This is a genomic window from Priestia megaterium NBRC 15308 = ATCC 14581 (genome assembly GCF_000832985.1).
Taxonomy (GTDB): domain Bacteria; phylum Bacillota; class Bacilli; order Bacillales; family Bacillaceae_H; genus Priestia; species Priestia megaterium.
Genome location: NZ_CP009920.1, coordinates 704,694 through 720,449, shown reverse-complemented (window position 1 = coordinate 720,449; position 15,756 = coordinate 704,694). Strand labels below are relative to the sequence as shown.

16 protein-coding genes and 1 tRNA gene are annotated in these 15,756 nt (G+C 40.1%); 9 read left to right on the top strand and 8 right to left on the bottom strand.

Annotated features, from left to right (window positions below; genetic code table 11):
• Positions 1-12: 12 nt before the first annotated feature.
• Complete coding sequence (locus BG04_RS04455; RefSeq protein WP_034649526.1) at positions 13-1,065, bottom strand: aromatic ring-hydroxylating oxygenase subunit alpha; 1,053 nt, start codon at positions 1,063-1,065, stop codon at positions 13-15.
• 210 nt (positions 1,066-1,275) lie between these two features.
• On the opposite strand from BG04_RS04455, the gene BG04_RS04450 reads away from it, so the two are divergent.
• The 5 genes from BG04_RS04450 to BG04_RS04430 all read left to right on the top strand — a co-directional run bounded on the left by BG04_RS04450 (position 1,276) and on the right by BG04_RS04430 (position 5,678).
• A tRNA-Thr gene (locus BG04_RS04450) sits at positions 1,276-1,348 on the top strand.
• A gap of 253 nt (positions 1,349-1,601) precedes the next feature.
• Positions 1,602-2,552: an ABC transporter ATP-binding protein gene (locus BG04_RS04445; RefSeq protein WP_013084593.1), complete on the top strand. Its 951-nt coding sequence runs from the start codon at positions 1,602-1,604 to the stop codon at positions 2,550-2,552.
• The gene (locus BG04_RS04440; protein WP_016765218.1) at positions 2,552-4,075 is read left to right on the top strand and encodes an ABC transporter permease/substrate-binding protein; all 1,524 of its coding nucleotides are present in this window, start codon (positions 2,552-2,554) and stop codon (positions 4,073-4,075) included. The genes BG04_RS04445 and BG04_RS04440 overlap by 1 nt, the downstream gene beginning before the upstream one ends.
• Before the next feature lie 197 nt (positions 4,076-4,272).
• Positions 4,273-5,019 (top strand): YwaF family protein, encoded by a 747-nt coding sequence (locus BG04_RS04435; protein ID WP_034649529.1) that lies wholly within the window; start codon positions 4,273-4,275, stop codon positions 5,017-5,019.
• A gap of 140 nt (positions 5,020-5,159) precedes the next feature.
• Positions 5,160-5,678 carry an NAD(P)H-dependent oxidoreductase gene (locus BG04_RS04430; protein WP_013084589.1) on the top strand — a complete coding sequence of 173 codons (519 nt, stop codon included), beginning with the start codon at positions 5,160-5,162 and terminating at the stop codon, positions 5,676-5,678.
• Between the two features lie 29 nt (positions 5,679-5,707).
• Here BG04_RS04430 and BG04_RS04425 read toward each other — a convergent pair whose 3' ends face one another.
• Both BG04_RS04425 and BG04_RS04420 read right to left on the bottom strand, forming a co-directional pair.
• Positions 5,708-6,073, bottom strand: a complete 366-nt coding sequence (locus BG04_RS04425; RefSeq protein ID WP_014458652.1) for a hypothetical protein — start codon at positions 6,071-6,073, stop codon at positions 5,708-5,710.
• A 214-nt stretch (positions 6,074-6,287) separates the two neighbouring features.
• Positions 6,288-7,019 (bottom strand): LCP family protein, encoded by a 732-nt coding sequence (locus tag BG04_RS04420; protein ID WP_370531021.1) that lies wholly within the window; start codon positions 7,017-7,019, stop codon positions 6,288-6,290.
• 537 nt (positions 7,020-7,556) lie between these two features.
• Here BG04_RS04420 and BG04_RS04415 point away from each other — a divergent pair.
• The 3 genes from BG04_RS04415 to BG04_RS04405 all read left to right on the top strand — a co-directional run bounded on the left by BG04_RS04415 (position 7,557) and on the right by BG04_RS04405 (position 10,209).
• Positions 7,557-8,231, top strand: coding sequence for a hypothetical protein (locus BG04_RS04415; protein WP_034649533.1), 675 nt, complete (start codon positions 7,557-7,559; stop codon positions 8,229-8,231).
• A gap of 75 nt (positions 8,232-8,306) precedes the next feature.
• Entirely contained in the window at positions 8,307-9,407 is a 1,101-nt protein-coding gene (locus tag BG04_RS04410) for a M24 family metallopeptidase (protein ID WP_034649536.1), read from the top strand.
• A gap of 223 nt (positions 9,408-9,630) precedes the next feature.
• Complete coding sequence (locus tag BG04_RS04405) at positions 9,631-10,209, top strand: suppressor of fused domain protein (RefSeq protein WP_013084584.1); 579 nt, start codon at positions 9,631-9,633, stop codon at positions 10,207-10,209.
• A gap of 41 nt (positions 10,210-10,250) precedes the next feature.
• Here the strand turns inward: BG04_RS04405 and BG04_RS04400 are convergent, their stop codons facing one another.
• The 3 genes from BG04_RS04400 to BG04_RS04390 all read right to left on the bottom strand — a co-directional run bounded on the left by BG04_RS04400 (position 10,251) and on the right by BG04_RS04390 (position 12,463).
• The gene (locus tag BG04_RS04400) at positions 10,251-11,192 is read right to left on the bottom strand and encodes a DMT family transporter (RefSeq protein ID WP_013084583.1); all 942 of its coding nucleotides are present in this window, start codon (positions 11,190-11,192) and stop codon (positions 10,251-10,253) included.
• Positions 11,189-11,869, bottom strand: a complete 681-nt coding sequence (locus BG04_RS04395; protein ID WP_034649538.1) for a GntR family transcriptional regulator — start codon at positions 11,867-11,869, stop codon at positions 11,189-11,191. The genes BG04_RS04400 and BG04_RS04395 overlap by 4 nt, the downstream gene beginning before the upstream one ends.
• Positions 11,870-11,944: 75 nt before the next feature.
• Entirely contained in the window at positions 11,945-12,463 is a 519-nt protein-coding gene (locus tag BG04_RS04390) for an acyl-CoA thioesterase (RefSeq protein ID WP_034649541.1), read from the bottom strand.
• Between the two features lie 150 nt (positions 12,464-12,613).
• On the opposite strand from BG04_RS04390, the gene cuyA reads away from it, so the two are divergent.
• Positions 12,614-13,606: a D-cysteate sulfo-lyase gene (gene cuyA, locus BG04_RS04385; RefSeq protein WP_013084580.1), complete on the top strand. Its 993-nt coding sequence runs from the start codon at positions 12,614-12,616 to the stop codon at positions 13,604-13,606.
• 35 nt (positions 13,607-13,641) lie between these two features.
• Here the strand turns inward: cuyA and BG04_RS04380 are convergent, their stop codons facing one another.
• Together BG04_RS04380 and BG04_RS04375 are read right to left on the bottom strand one after the other, a co-directional pair.
• Entirely contained in the window at positions 13,642-14,991 is a 1,350-nt protein-coding gene (locus BG04_RS04380) for a sensor histidine kinase (RefSeq protein WP_013084579.1), read from the bottom strand.
• Positions 14,988-15,659 carry a response regulator transcription factor gene (locus BG04_RS04375; protein ID WP_013084578.1) on the bottom strand — a complete coding sequence of 224 codons (672 nt, stop codon included), beginning with the start codon at positions 15,657-15,659 and terminating at the stop codon, positions 14,988-14,990. The genes BG04_RS04380 and BG04_RS04375 overlap by 4 nt, the downstream gene beginning before the upstream one ends.
• Positions 15,660-15,756 lie beyond the last annotated feature (97 nt).

The following is a 15,756-nucleotide window of genomic DNA, read 5'->3' as shown; positions in this document are numbered from 1 at the left end:
GCGGGGATTTCTTTAGCTTGTATATCTAAAGCTTAAGCCCATTTTCTTTAATAATTTCCGGTAGCCGATGGACGTTTGATCAGCCATAATATGCGCTTCCATCTGCAGGTCTAAAGGCAAGTCTTCAGGCTTTTGGTTTTCAACCATTTCACGGTCTTCGTCAAAGACGCGAAGGTTAAAGTCATACACACCTTCAACGGGAGAATCTTTGTCAAAGTTTCGAGCGATTGGTGCGAATAAACGTGTTTCGCGGGCTGAAATAGGAGAGACTGCATTCATAATCCACAGCTCTGCGCCTTCTGGGAAGTATACTTTTAGCGTAGCTGTAAACGGCGGATAAACATCAAAGACGCGAAGCCATTTAAAATCAGGTGGATTTAAATGCTGCTGTTCTTTGGAATAATTGCTCACGGTGCTCGTATATTCTACATGAAGCCCATAATCTGTATCGCTTACTTTATATTTAGGCACAAAGGCGTTGTTTCGATCACCAAATGTGTCCGTGTGCACCCAAGCAAAATGAGCTACGTCTAAAAAGCCTTCCATTTGACGACCAGCCGAACCCATGATATCAAAGCTGGGACAAACAATTTGCTGAAAATCAGGGGCCTCCCACGCATCGAAGTAAGGCAGGTTATCTTGTTCACCTGTCAGGGAAGTCCACACTAATCCAAATCGTTCAATAACTGGATAGACAGCCATACACAGGCGGGGAGAAATGTTGGCATCAGGGTGAGCTGGAATCGACGTGCATGCGCCGTCCGTTGCATAGCGGAAGCCGTGGTAAGGACAGACAATTTCATCATCTTCCACCCAGCCCATACTAAGGGGGGTGCCTCGGTGAACGCATAAATCACGAGCCGCTACTACTTTGTGTGTGGTACGGTATAGAACTAGATTTACATCTAGCAGTTTTACGGACGTTGGTTTCTCTGTTACATCACTGCAGCGTGCGACGGGGTACCAATACTTAGCGAGCGTCGTCCAATCTTCCAGGCTGAACGTGCAGTCTCTTGGGTAGGGAGTTGCCGTTTTTGATTTGGTCATGGTTGGTTGTTGTTCCATCTATTTTCTTCCCTTCTTTTGTAAGCTCTTTTACTAAGGGTAATATAAAAAAAGAAAATTCACACAATTTATGTAAGGAGTTCTAACATAAAATATGGAACTTTGTAGAAAGTGCGAATTTCAGAAGAAGCAAATTAGAGAATATACCAATAAAAAAATTTAAAAAAGCGCTTCCTAAATGAATTTAAACGTGATATAATTTTCCAAGACGCTGGTGTAGCTCAGTAGGTAGAGCACTTGCATGGTAAGCAAGAGGTCGCAGGTTCGATCCCTGTCGCTAGCATACTAAAAAACCTTCTTTCTTGTTGAAAGAAGGTTTTTTTATTTGTGTCGGCTTTAAAATTATTCTTTCCCGCCTTGTGAAAACTTTAACAGTTTGATAGCCTTATTAGGAGGTTATGAGAAAATATGTGTATCTTTTCCCCTAGGTCTTATGAATCATATTTAGAAATATTCTTAAAAGAATGTTTATTGCCTCTGAATATTGGGTACACGAAACTAGGGATTAAATTTCAACAGGGAGGGTGAACGATAATTTGATTACGTTTAAGAATGTGTCAAAGCAATATCCAGACGGTACGACCGCCGTGAAAAATATTAATCTAGAAATTAAAGAAGGAGAGTTTTTCGTTTTAATTGGTCCGAGTGGGTGTGGGAAAACAACCACCTTAAAAATGATTAACCGTCTTCATGATATTACCGAAGGAGAACTATACATAAAAGATAAGCTCGTATCGGACCACAACATACATAAGCTACGCTGGAACATTGGTTATGTCCTGCAGCAGATTGCTCTTTTTCCTCATATGACCATTGCTGAAAATATAGCCATTGTACCCGAGATGAAGCATTGGAAGAAAAATAAAATCAAAACGCGCATTGATGAACTGCTTACTTTGGTAGGACTAGACCCAAAGCAGTATCGAAACCGAAAGCCGTCTGAGCTCTCAGGTGGCCAGCAGCAACGTGTAGGTGTAGCACGTGCCCTCGCAGCTGATCCCCCCGTTATTTTAATGGACGAACCCTTTAGTGCCCTCGATCCGTTAAGCCGCGAACAGCTTCAGCAAGATGTTATTAGCTTAAAAGAAAAAATCAAAAAAACATTTGTGTTTGTTACGCACGATATGAGCGAAGCGATGACGCTTGGAGATCGTATCTGCCTGATGAAAGACGGGGAAATTGTTCAAGTTGGAACCCCGGAGGAATTCATTCAAAAGCCTAAAAATGAATTTGTAAAAACATTTATTGGAAATCAAGGGAATGCTTTATTTGAGACATTGGATATGTTTGTCAAAGAAAGTGAACAGCCGGACGTAGAACCTACTGAAGAGCTAGCTTCAACCGCCACTGTTCAGCAGGCCATGGACGCCCTTTACGACCATGAAGCAATAGCCGTAAAAAAAGGGAGCAAACGAATTGGCGTCGTAACGCGCAAAACTCTATTAGCGTTTCTTTCTGATAAAACGAAAGAAGGAGGAACGCTGTAATGAATGCACTAAGCACATTATTAGATCAACGAGGAGATGCACTGTTTCAAGCTCTTCTTGAACACATTCAAATTTCAGTACTAGCTCTTGTTATCGCCGTATTAATTTCAGTGCCACTCGGACTGTACTTAACGAGGCATGACCGCATTGCTGAACCAATCATTGGCGTAACAGCCGTACTGCAAACCATTCCTTCACTCGCTTTATTAGGGTTACTGATTCCTCTTGTCGGAATTGGAACCTTTCCCGCGGTTATTGCACTGTTTTTATATTCGCTTCTTCCTATTGTACGAAATACATATACCGGAATTAAAGAAGTGGACCCATCTTTAATTGAAGCATCCAAAGCCATGGGGATGAACTCATGGAGACGATTAATTAAAGTAGAACTTCCTCTAGCACTTCCTGTCATTATGGCCGGAATTCGCACAGCGATGGTACTCATTATTGGCACAGCGACAATCGTGGCTCTTATCGGAGCGGGCGGACTCGGAAGCTTAATTTTGCTCGGTATTGACCGAAGCGATAATAGTTTGATTTTATTAGGAGCCATTCCAGCAGCATTATTAGCGCTTATTTTTGATGGAATTCTGCGAACGATTGAACACTCAGCTAAAGAAGGGTCCAAAAAACGCTCGTTTATTATGATCATCGTATTAATACTCATTCTTGTTTCTCCGTTTGCAGCGATGAGCGCAACAAAACCAGACCTTGTTATCGGAGGGAAAATTGGTGCAGAACAAGACATTTTAATTAATATGTACAAAGAATTAATTGAAGATCAAACCGATATGAAAGTAAATCTTCGTTCGTCGCTTGGGAAAACGGTATTTGTATTTGAGGCTCTGCGTAACAAGGAAATTGATTTGTACCCTGAATATACAGGTACAGCCATTGTGACGCATCTAAAGGAACAGCCGGACAGCAAAGATGAAACAGAGGTGTACAAGCAGGCAAAAGAAGAGTTTCAAAAGAAATTCGGTCTTGTCTATTTAGATCCAATGAAGTTTAATAATACGTACACATTGACCGTGACAAAAGAATTTGCCAAAGAAAATAATCTAACAACTATTTCAGATTTGGCAAATGCAACAGATAAAGTAAAAGCAGGATTTACGCTTGAGTTTAAAGATCGTGAAGACGGCTATGTAGGCATCCAAAAAGAATATGGCCTTACCTTCCCGAATATTAAAACCATGGAGCCGAAGCTTCGCTATCGCGCTGTAGAAAAAGGCGATATTAACATGCTTGATGCTTACGCAACGGACCCTGAAATTAAACAGTTTGGTTTGAAAGTCTTAAAAGACGATCAGCAGCTCTTCCCGCCGTATCAAGGAGCGCCTGTGCTTCGTGAAGATACGCTAAAAGAGCACCCTGAACTGAAAAAAATCTTAAATCAACTGGGCGGTAAAATCAGTGATGAGGAAATGCGTGAAATGAACTATCAAGTAAATGCGAAAGGAAAAACGGCTGAAGAAGTTGCTCATCAATTCTTAGTGAAAAAAGGATTAATTAGAGAGTAAAAACGAAGAAAAAAGCTAGGATAACAGTATGTTAGTTGAAAGAAGATCCGAATGATGAATCGTTCGGATCTTTTTTTGGGCATGATTTCATTATGTCTCAATCTCTTTTTAATGCGAGAGAAGTGTTAATGAAAATGAAGTCTTATGAACAAGCTAAAGGTACCGAATTTGTTTTCTGATGGAAGGGAGGCGCTTTTATGAATTCATGTTTTACGTGTCATCCTGTACAACATTCCTTTCAGCTTTTTTCAGTTGAACATCTTGTAACTTTAGCTATTATCGTGATTATAGGAGCATTTATTTTTTTGTGTCGAAAGCAGCTGCGAAAAAAGAGGTTTGTGTTCATTTTGCTTTCACTCATTCTAATTGCTTCAGAAACAGCCTACCAAGCTTGGGAAATCAGCTGCCATCAGTGGTCTGTTGAAACTTCCTTGCCTCTTCAGCTCAGTGATATAGTCGTGCTGCTGGCTGCTGTTATGCTGATAACCAAAAGCAGGTTTCTTTTTTATTTTGTGTACTTCGCAGGAATCAGCAGCTCTGTTCAAGCGATGATTACCCCAGACCTTGGCGGCTATGCGTATGCCCAGTTTCGCTATGTGCAGTTTTATGTATCGCATGGCGGTGTGGTACTTGCTTGCTGTATGCTAATTGCTGTTTGCAGATATGAGCCGACGTTTCGTTCTTTGTGGGTAAGCGTAGTATTTGTTAATCTGTACGGAGGTTTTATCTATGTCATGAATCGTTTACTCGGGGCGAATTATTTATACATGATGAAAAAGCCAGAACACGCTTCCTTGCTGGATGTTCTTGGACCTCATCCTTGGTATTTAGTATGGATTGAAGGAATCATGATTCTTAGCTTTCTTGTCCTCTATCTGCCGTTTTGGATACATAAAAAAAGTAAAGGTGATAAAAGCAAAGTCAATTTTATTGAAGCAAAATGATAATACTGGTAGTTTATAAGTGTAAACTAACTTGGATTTGCTGAAGGAAAAGGAAAGAATGACTGAGCAAGCCGTGAGAGGCAAGCGTAAAAAATAGAAAAGAACAAAGCAAGCACAGACATTAGAAGGAGAGTAGCAAAATGAAAACACTTGTTATTTTAGCGCATCCAAACTTAGCATCTTCTCGCATTAATAAAGCGTGGGCAGAGCGAGTAAAAAAAGAAGAGAATGTGTACGTTCATGATTTATACGCAAACTATCCCGATTTCAAAATTGATGTAGAAAAAGAGCAGGAGTTAGCTGTTCAATTCGATCGTATTGTTTTTCAATTTCCATTTTACTGGTACAGCTCACCGGCACTCTTAAAAGAGTGGCAAGATGTTGTCTTAACATACGGATGGGCTTATGGAAGCAAAGGTACTAAACTTCAGGGAAAAGAGTTTGTCGTAGCTACTTCGACAGGAGGCCCTGCGGAAGCTTATCAAGAAGGGGGATACAACCGTTACCCAATGAATCATCTGCTTCTTCCGTTTCAAGCTACGGCAAATTTAACAGGTATGAAGTTCCAAACGCCATTTTTATTTCAAGGAGCAGGCGGTGACCTGAGTGACAAAGTTATTCAAGATAGTGCTGAAAGCTACGCTCGATTACTAAGATAATAAAAAAAAAGCCGCGTTAACGCGGCTTTTTAATTTACATTTGTTCGTGAAAAAGAAGTAAGCAGCTTTTGAGGAGCGATATCTAATCCTTCAATGAGTAATCCTGTCATAGCCGTTAGACTCCCGACTTCAAATGATTCCCCCGCTCTCCAAAATGCGGATTCACCTTGTTTGATATAAATTTTCAGGCCGTTATCCCCAGCTACCCAGCCTTCCCCGTGAACGACTAATAGAAGCTGTGGAATCGTAGCTTCTTGACGAGGGGTATAATCATTTTCTTGAAAAGATAGAAAGCTAATTTTGACATCTCCAGTATGAGAAAGCAATGGGTTTACTTTATAAGTAGAATGAAGAAAGGAACGCTCTTCTTCAGATTGAAAACCATATAATTTCATACGTTCATCTCCTTGAATCAAAAATATAAAAAAGAAGTCCTTCTCTTTTCATATACGCATGTAACAGGAAAAATAGAACTTCAAAGAAATAGCTGTTTCCTGGAAAATGGCTTCATTTTTTGTCGAAGCTCAAATTTTTTTGAAGGATAGGGAGGAAAAACAGAAGTTTTTTTGAATAGTATAAAAAAAGGTGTCCGCCAATGGACACCTTTTCCTAATTTAAAAATGACTGTAACGCTTGTTTGTTTTCTTCAAGGTCGATGCTTAAAACAGCACCAATACCGGATATTCGTTCATTTGAATAGGAACCTTCAACCGGTAAACGAAGAGATTTTAAATCTGGCTGATTTCCAACTAAAAAATCTTTTCCTATCACAATAAATGTTTTTGGCGGAATATTTGTATCCACATATGGATCAATGACGCCCCATAGCTTAGGAGCTTTCGCCAGCGTCTTTACTTGAAGAGCTTCATCCATTAATTTACCGATCACTTCTTGTTGACGCTTCACGCGCCCGAAATCACTTTGGCTATCATGTCGGAATCGCACGTATCCTAGTAATTTATCTCCGCGAAGAGTTTGTTTTCCAGGTTTTAGCGTCATGCCAATTCCTGATGACATTTCGTGCGGCACGGTAACCGTAATTCCCTCAGGGGCAATCGTATCGGCAACTTTAGAAAAGCCTTTAAAATCAACAACGGCATAATAGTTTACATCTACGCCGAAATTTTCTTTAATTGTCTTACGCATTAATTCAGGCCCGCCAAATGCATAGGCTGAATTTAATTTGTTTTTGCCATGTCCAGGAATATCCACATATGAATCACGCATCAAAGAAACAATTTTAGGCTGATTGCTGTCTTTGTCATAATGAGCAATCATGATTGTATCGGCACGCGAATGTTCTTCACCTCGAGAGTCAATTCCAAGAAGCAGCACATTCATGCTATCTAAATTGGCACTTGCACCATTAAAATCAAATTGTCCATCTTTCCCAAAAGCTCCGTCTGCTTCTGCTAACCCTTGTTGGTATTGATAATACACATACGCACCAGCGGCGATTACAAGAATGAGAAAGAAAAGAAGTAGCTTTCTAAAGCGTTTCTTTTTTCTTTGCTTTTTTCTTTTATGTTGTTTACGTTCTGTACGTTCTTCCAAATGTCTCACCATCGCATTCAAAAATATTAATACTTTTTTGTTTGAAACCAATTATGCAAAAAATTATAAAACGACATAATAAAATTAACACTAAGGAATTAGATTAGCAAGTACGTTCACTAGTAAATCTGCGAAGACAGCTAAAATAAGAAAAGTGTACAAATAGAAGAAAGAGGAAATAAAGGTTATTTTTTTCGAGGATATTTGTTATAATCTATCATAGTTGGGGAAAAAGTTCTGTCTTTTAAGAATGGAATAAGAGGAAAGTCTCTGTTTGCGGAGAATCAAATATAGGTCTAAATGCAGAAAAAAGGAGTGAAGCGAATGAGTATATATGTGTCATCTTCGAACCTTGTGCTGATTCCAGAAGCGGCGTTAAGTCATTGGAAACCTTATGGCGCGGGGGAATTGACCGGAGCTATTATTTCAGGTAAAGATAGTGCTGAAATAATTAAAGAGCTTAATCAATCGTCTATTCTGCCTTTTACAAGTTTTTTCTATCGAAAGCATTTTGTTATTCTATTTGATAAAGAACAAGTGAAAAATCATTTTGAACAGCTTCTTTTATTATATAAATCTCAGGGCTATATTTTTTATTCTTCTACTTTATACGATGATCACTGGTCCCAGGTCATTGAAGGAACGAAGCAGCTGCTAACGGTAAATGGACAAGTGGTGCCTGTGCTCGAGCTTGAACAAAACGGTGAATTTGATGTTGTGCGTGATGAATACGGTCTGCACATTGTTATAGATGATGATGAAGATGAAGAGAAGCAGCTAGAAAAAAAAGTTCATGAACTTCCGCTTGAAGAAGGTACCTATTTTATTGGCGATCCGGGATTTGTTGAAAATCGGGACATGCTGGTAAAAGAATATTTTCCTAAAGGTACGTACGAATTTATTTATAGATACGGAGAAAATGGCTGGCTGATGAAAGTAAGTATTCAGCGAAAAGCGATTAAAGAGCAGCTTACTACTCTTCACGCGGCTTTGTCTTAACCTCTATTCATTGTACAATATTGCTAAATAACTATGTTATAATAGTAATATTGCACAATGAAAGGGGTTTTTTTAATGGAAGCACGTTTACAAAAAGTCGTATCGTGGCTAAAAGAAAAGAATGTAGAAACGGCCTTTATTTCGTCAACCGAAAACGTATTTTATTTAACTGGATTTCACACGGATCCGCATGAGCGTTTGCTTGGCTTATTTGTGTTTGACGAAGCGGAGCCGATGCTTGTTTGTCCATCAATGGAAGTGGGACAAGCAAAAGAAGCGGGCTGGAAGTTTGATGTGATTGGATATGAAGATCATCAACATCCTTGGGAACTTATTAAAGAAGCTTTACATAAACGAAACGTAATAGATGTGAAAAAGGTTGCTGTAGAGAAAGAGCAGCTGCTGTATGCGAGAGCCGAAGAACTGCTTAGCCTATATCCAAACGCTGAGCTAGTCGGAGCAGAAGAGAAGTTAAATCAGCTGCGTTTAATTAAAGATGAGCGTGAAGTTGAGATTCTGCAAAAGGCAGCTGCCTTAGCTGATTTTGGTGTAGAAGTAGGCGTAGCTGCTTTAAAAGAAGGCGTTACGGAAATGGATGTTCTGGCTAAAATTGAATACAAGCTAAAGCGAAAAGGAATTCGTGAGATGTCGTTTTCAACGATGGTTTTATTTGGTGAAAAAACGGGAGAAGCGCATGGGAACCCAGGTCTTCGCACGTTAAAGCCAGGAGATATGGTTCTGTTCGATTTAGGTGTAGTGCTAGACGGATACTGTTCAGATATTACACGTACAGTTGCTTACAAGTCTATTAATGATAAGCAAAAAGAAATCTATGAAACGGTACAGCGCGCTGAGCAGGCAGCACTTGAAGCTTCCAAGCCCGGCACTCGAATTGGCGACTTGGACATGGTAGCACGCAATATTATTACAGAAGCAGGATATGGAGAGTATTTCTTGCATCGTCTTGGTCATGGTCTTGGTATTAGCGTGCATGAGTTTCCTTCAATGAGCCGTAACAATGATGATGTGCTTCAAGAAGGCATGGTATATACAATTGAACCGGGTATCTATATTCCAGGACTTGGAGGCGTGCGTATCGAAGATGATGTAATCATTACAAAAGATGGATACGAAACGTTAACAAAGTACCCAAAAGAATTGCAAATTATTTCATAATAATGTCATAAAAAATAGAGGCTGCCATGGTGCAGGCTCTATTTTTTATGGGAAAAGAAAAAATTGGTTAAGGTTTCTCGTTTGCTTCTTGATACAATATCATAGTATGTTACGAAACGATAACATTTCTATCACATTTTCTAAAAACTATATCGTAAGCAAGTGCAGTAGTATATGCTGTACAGTAGGGAGCTTTTTAAGGTCGCAAGCAAGGAGGTTTTTTATGAGTAATTTTACAAAAGATGAAGAATTAATTATACATAAAGCAATAGATGTATTTGGTCAAAAGGATCGAATTGAAGATTATTCAGATGAAAGAAAAAAACATGGTATTCACGTTGTGGCGTGTGAAAACCATCCGCGTCAAGACGTAACCGCGTATGCAACGCTCGGTGGACATCAATGTCCGACAGGCTATACAGTTGGAGGGATCCCGCTTCGAATTGAAATCGTTGGGGCTTGTCATGAGGAATTCGGTATTTATTCTGCTATTTTAGCAAACTGTATTTTCCATATGATGAAATCTCATGTGTCCATCTTCCCAGGAGCTATTTATAAAGACGTTATTGCAGTTCTTGATGACAGCTTTCATATGCAGCACATTTTGCTGATTCCGCCGTTTTTATGGGATAATTTTTCAACGATTGAACTATCTGATAAAAAAGTAACGTTCCTGCAGGCCGTTCCGATTTCAGAAAATGAACGTGCTTTTGCACTTGAGTACGGAGTAGATTCGTTGCTAAGCCGCTTTGATGCTGAGCAGGTGAATGTCTTCAATTTAGAAAGAAGGTCTGTTGTATAAACAAAAAGAGCGCCGACTAAGACGCTCTTTTTTGTTATTAATTAGTAGGTCAATTCTTTTTGCGGTATAGCTTTTTTATGACTTGTTTGGTAGCTGTGAAGGACCATGCCTGCTATGATAACTCCCATTCCAACCCAAGAAAGAATCGATGGCAAAGGACTTGATAGAAGGAAGACCTCTCCTAGCAGGGCAAATAAAACTTCCATCGATTGTGTAGCTTCAACTGCGCCAAGCTTTTGAGAATCTTTTTTAACAAGGTCGGTTGCTGCAAAAAATAAAACTGTTGCACATACTCCTGAAAGTAAAGCAACTAAACTGCTTTGATAAATCTGAGTTGTTTTTGGTAGTCCATCGGTCACGCAGGCATAGACAGAAAGAATAATCCAAAACGGCAGGCTTGAAAGCGTCATTCCAAGCACGCGCTGAAACGTATTAAGTGACGAAACTTCCATCATTTTACGGTTGCCAAGCGGGTATGCAAAAGAGGCAATTAAAATGGGAATGGTACAAAGCAAGGCAGTAGCGGCCGACAGTTCAGTCGCGTGCTCAAGCTGCATGAGCACAACTCCTATTAAAATAATAAACGAAAAACCTAGCTGCTTGAAGGGAATGCCTCCTCGCTTCTTTCCTTCCTTGTAAAACAAAGGAGCTAGGAGAGACCCCGATAAAATTGTGATTTGCCAAGTTCCTGCAATAAGCCAGCCGGGACCGTAGGCTGAAGCAAAACAAAGAGGAGCGTAAAATAACCCAAATCCAACCGTGCTCCAAAGCAGCCATTTTTGAGGCTGAGCTTTTATTTCTGCCACCACAGGTTTAATACCACCCCAAAAATAAACGAGCACAAGCAAAAGAGGTACCATAAAAAAATAGCGCAGCGACGCGCTCCACGCCCAGCTGCCTCCGGATAAATCCATCGCTCGATTTAAAACGAATGTAAAAGCAAAAAAGAATGATGCAGCAATGCCTAATAAAAGAGGCTTCACTTGGATTCCTCCTCACTTGTCAGCGCTTCACCTAGCGTCAGCCAGTTCGTTTCCACAAGCTGCGATGTCAGTGCGGCATCTTTTTGACCGCAAGCATTTATGATTTCTTTGTGCTGATCAACCGAAGCAAGACTAGCAAGAGACGAAAAACGAGCGATTTCCAGACGCTGAATTTTGGCGCTTGTTTGTTTTACAACACGTTCTAGCTCTATATTGTTCGCCCGTTTTAAAAAGATGGAATGAAATGTTTCATCCGCTTCGATCGCTTTAAGGACATTTCTTGTTTTGATTGCATGTTCTAGAGATTGATTGTGTTTGATTAGTTCGCCCATATCTTTTTCTTGTAACGAAGTACAAGCCAGCTTAGCAGCAAGTGCATGAAGAGCTGCGACGACAATAAAAGATTGTTTTGCCTCCTCAAGGTTTAATGGAGCCACTTTTGTAGAAGAACCAGGTGTCGTTTGGACAAGGCCTTCATCTTCAAGCCTTTTTAATGCTTCTCGAACAGGAGTGCGGCTAACTCCAAACTGCTCAGCCAGTTCTTTATCCTGAAGCTTTTGTTCCGGATGAAATTCAAGCATGACAATATTGTGTTTAAGTGTTTGATAGACTTCTTCCCTTAAAGAAAGTCGTTTGAGAGGTTGAATGTTATTTTTCATAAAACCAATATATCGCATATTACATTAAATAACAATGTGAAAACTAAAAAAACTTCGTCTAAAAAGCAGACAGCTGCTTTTTAGATGAAGAGCTTAATTACTGCTGCGCAAAGATTTAGATAAAATGCTCGCAATCGCTTTGCTGTGCTCAACCTGCGTTTTTTTGGACTCTTTTCGTTCAAGAGCTACTTTTTGAAGACTTTTTTCTTCTTCAGTTTGAGCAATAACTTGAGGAACGGAGGCAGGTTTCCCGTTTTCTAACGCAACAAAGGTGAGAAAAGAAGTAGCTGCAATACGCTTAATGCCCGTTAACAAATTTTCGGCAATCACTTTAACAAAAATAATCATGGAGCTTTTTCCTGTAACAACAACGAATGCTTCATATGAAATAAAATCTTCTTCGGTGACGGGTTCGATAAAATCAACGTGATCAATGGAAGCCGTAACACACGTCTTTCGGGAATGTTTAGCTGCTGAAAGAGAAGCCGTCATGTCCATGTCAGCGACAATTTTCCCCCCAAAAAGGGTGTGATGATTGTTTAGGTCATTTGGAAAAATGTGCTGTGATTTGACTACTCGTGAGACGCTGCAAAGTACTGCTTTTTCACTCATTGAAAACACTCCTTCAAACTGTTTATATGGTTTAATGTATGTTGACTACTTGTTCTTATGTATACAAGTTATAGAAAGCCCTTCCGTAAAAAGCTCTTCAAAAGCTTCTATATGGTAAAATAGAACAAATATGAAAGAGAGGATGAGAGCATGAACTTAACTCAATTTTCTAGAAGAAAATATACGGATTCCCCTACACCTTTAGAAAAGCTATCGGTTTTATCTCAGCAGTTAAATGGACCTTCAATTTATATGAAGCGAGATGATATGCTTGGACTGACAGGGGGCGGAAATAAGACGCGCAAGCTTGAATATTTAGTAGCTGATGCAAAAGCGCAAGGAGCAGACGTGCTTGTAACGTGCGGTGCGATACAATCCAATCACTGTCGTTTGACGCTCGCTGCGGCTGTAAAAGAACAAATGAAATGCGTGCTCGTATTAGAAGAAGGCGAAAATAAAGCAAGCGATCAGCCCACAGGAAACTATTTTCTTTATCATTTATTAGGCGCTCATGACATGCGGTTTGTCGCTGAAGGTTCTGATTTGACAGCCGAAATGAAAACAGTAGAGCGAGAGCTAATTGAAAAAGGTCATAAACCGTATTTAATTCCAGTAGGAGGTTCGAATGTTATCGGTGCAACCGGATACGCTGCCTGTGCACAAGAGCTGCTTATGCAAAGCTATGAGCAGCAAATAAAGCTTAACCACGTAGTTTGTACAAGCGGTAGCGGAGGCATGCATGCAGGATTAGTGGCAGGCTTTCAAGGTCTTCAAAGTGACGTATCTGTTATTGGAATGAATGTCAGTCGTGCTAAAGAAGAGCAAGAAGTAAAAGTTGCCAAGCTGACGAGTGAACTTTATGATCATTTACATAGTAAAACGCCTTTTAAAAAAGAAGAGATTGTATGTATGGATGAATACGTAGGTCCAGGGTATGCTGTTCCGACAGAAGAGATGGTGGAAGCAGTCAAACTTGTGGCCAGTACGGAAGGGATTTTATTGGATCCTGTGTATACGGGAAAAGCGATGGCTGGTCTAATTGATTTAATTCGAAAAGGTTATTTTAATAAGGATGAAAATGTGGTGTTTGTCCACTCAGGCGGTTCACCGGCTCTTTATGCCTATACATCAATTTTTTCATAAAAAAGCAAGGGATTCGAATCCCTTGCTTTTTTAGTTTATATAGGAATAGTAAGTGAAAACGTTACTCCGGTGTCTGTGTTTTCAGCCGTAATGGCTGCATCGTGCATCGTAACAATACGCTTTACGATACTTAAGCCGATACCGAATTCACCGTTTGCTCCTTTTTTAAACGGTTCAAACAAGTGTTGAAGCACGCTTTGATCAATCGGCGGACCATCGTTACTGATGGTACATTGAACGTTCGTTTGGTGTTTAGCAAGTGAAAGTGAAACCTTCGTCTCGGCATAGCGCAGCTGATTGTCGAGTACATTTTCAAGAACTTTTGTCCACAGTTCTTTATCTCCTTTAATCGTTGCGTTTTCGTCGTCAAATTCCCACTGTATTTCAGGGCGCCTCCACCGCAAGCGATCCACTACTTCATGAAGAAGTGCAGTAAAATCAAAGTCATCTTGTGCAAGCTGATGAGTGGACATATAGTCAAGCTTGGTTAAGTAAAGCAAATCGCGGATTTTTTTCTCAAGATTTTTGGATTCATCTTCAATAACTTTTACCGTTTGAGATAAATCACCTTTTGGATAAATGCCGTCTTGAATCGACTGAGCGTAGCTTTGAATCACCATAACCGGTGTTTTTAAATCGTGTGAAATATTTTGAAGCAGCGTTTGCTGTGCTTCATCTTTAGATACGAGCCTTTTGCGCATTTGCTCGATGGAGGCGCCTAGCTTGCCAATTTCATCGGAACGGTTGACTGCAACGGGCTCATGCCAATTTTGTTCGGCAATTTTTTTCACATCTTTTTCAAGCGATACAAGCGGCTTGCTTAAATATCTTGATAGCCAAATAGATGGAAGCCAGCTGAATAGAAATACAATTGAAATTACAAGAAGCAGCTGTTTAAACAGAGTAGAAGTGAGCGCGTTGCGATACGTATCCCACGAAAATGAAAGCAAAAAAGCAGGCTGTCCGTTTACGCTTACTTTTCGAATTACATAAAAAAGCGTCCGGTTGCCAAGATCTTTTTCATAGCGAGCGACGATTTTTCGCTGGCTGATTGCATCTTCCTGTGCTTTTCTCAAAAAGTCTTGAGGCAACACCCGTGATGAAAAATAAGAGATATCCGCATGTTCAGGCAATAAAATATGATCCACGGTTCGATTTCCAAGTGTTGGTTCACTGTCTTCATTGCTAAAGTAGTATTCACCTGAGCGGCTGGGCAGTCCGTATTCTTTTAAAATATGCTGTTCATTTTCAATAGTGGTATAAATTTCATTCGTGAAGAACTGCCTGAGCGTCGTTGGGAATAAAATAGCGAGCAAAATTGAAATAAGCAGTAAAATACCGGAGATGACGAGCCAAATTTGAAATGCAAGCGACTTGTTTTTCATGCTTTCATCATCCGGTATCCGTATCCGTAAATCGTTTCAATTCGTGCTTGCGGCATTTTTTTACGCACGCGCCTTACTAAATCATCCACCACTCGGTCTGTGCCGAAATAATCTTCTCCCCAAATGAGATTCAGCAGCTGCTCCCGTGAAAAAGCCTGTCCAAGGTCTTTTGAGATAGTGACGAGAAAATCAAATTCTTTAGACGTTAAATCAATCGGCTTTCCATTTTCACTGACTGTACGGGTATGTAAATCGATTTCATAAGGAGTCAGCGTAATGGTATCGGTTTTCTTTTGATTGGAACCATATACGCGGTTTAGCAGTTTGTTTGCTCGAATAACTAGTTCACGAGGCAAAAAAGGCTTTGATAAATAGTCGTCGCTGCCCATTTCAAGCCCAAGAACCCGGTCAATATCGGCATCGCGGGCTGAGATGAAAATAACAGGCACATGTGGCGTTTGCTGCTTGATTTCGCGAATGAGCTGATACCCGTCAATATCAGGCAGCATAATATCTAAAATCCACAGATGCGGAGGGGTTGTAATCATTTCTTTGGCGTCCGTGCCGTTAAAAAATGAGCGAACATCCCAGCCTTCTTTTTGAAGGTAAAGGGTTAAAACTTCGTTTAAATTTTGTTCATCCTCTACTAAATATAGTGTAAAGCTCAAATTTGACACCTTCCTCTGAATATATGAAAATTAAGGTAAATAAAGCATATTACGCCATATGTGTGCGTTTCTCTAAAGGTCTATGTACCCGCTATTA

Excerpts from the sequence above, each read along its gene's own strand:
- BG04_RS04455 (WP_034649526.1), bottom strand. The coding sequence starts at position 1,065 with ATGGAACAACAACCAACCATGACCAAATCAAAAACGGCAACTCCCTAC.
- BG04_RS04440 (WP_016765218.1), top strand. The coding sequence starts at position 2,552 with ATGAATGCACTAAGCACATTATTAGATCAACGAGGAGATGCACTGTTT.
- BG04_RS04435 (WP_034649529.1), top strand. The coding sequence starts at position 4,273 with ATGAATTCATGTTTTACGTGTCATCCTGTACAACATTCCTTTCAGCTT.
- BG04_RS04430 (WP_013084589.1), top strand. The coding sequence starts at position 5,160 with ATGAAAACACTTGTTATTTTAGCGCATCCAAACTTAGCATCTTCTCGC.
- BG04_RS04425 (WP_014458652.1), bottom strand. The coding sequence starts at position 6,073 with ATGAAATTATATGGTTTTCAATCTGAAGAAGAGCGTTCCTTTCTTCAT.
- BG04_RS04420 (WP_370531021.1), bottom strand. The coding sequence starts at position 7,019 with ATGAATGTGCTGCTTCTTGGAATTGACTCTCGAGGTGAAGAACATTCG.
- BG04_RS04415 (WP_034649533.1), top strand. The coding sequence starts at position 7,557 with ATGAGTATATATGTGTCATCTTCGAACCTTGTGCTGATTCCAGAAGCG.
- BG04_RS04410 (WP_034649536.1), top strand. The coding sequence starts at position 8,307 with ATGGAAGCACGTTTACAAAAAGTCGTATCGTGGCTAAAAGAAAAGAAT.
- BG04_RS04405 (WP_013084584.1), top strand. The coding sequence starts at position 9,631 with ATGAGTAATTTTACAAAAGATGAAGAATTAATTATACATAAAGCAATA.
- BG04_RS04395 (WP_034649538.1), bottom strand. The coding sequence starts at position 11,869 with ATGCGATATATTGGTTTTATGAAAAATAACATTCAACCTCTCAAACGA.
- BG04_RS04390 (WP_034649541.1), bottom strand. The coding sequence starts at position 12,463 with ATGAGTGAAAAAGCAGTACTTTGCAGCGTCTCACGAGTAGTCAAATCA.
- cuyA (WP_013084580.1), top strand. The coding sequence starts at position 12,614 with ATGAACTTAACTCAATTTTCTAGAAGAAAATATACGGATTCCCCTACA.
- BG04_RS04380 (WP_013084579.1), bottom strand. The coding sequence starts at position 14,991 with ATGAAAAACAAGTCGCTTGCATTTCAAATTTGGCTCGTCATCTCCGGT.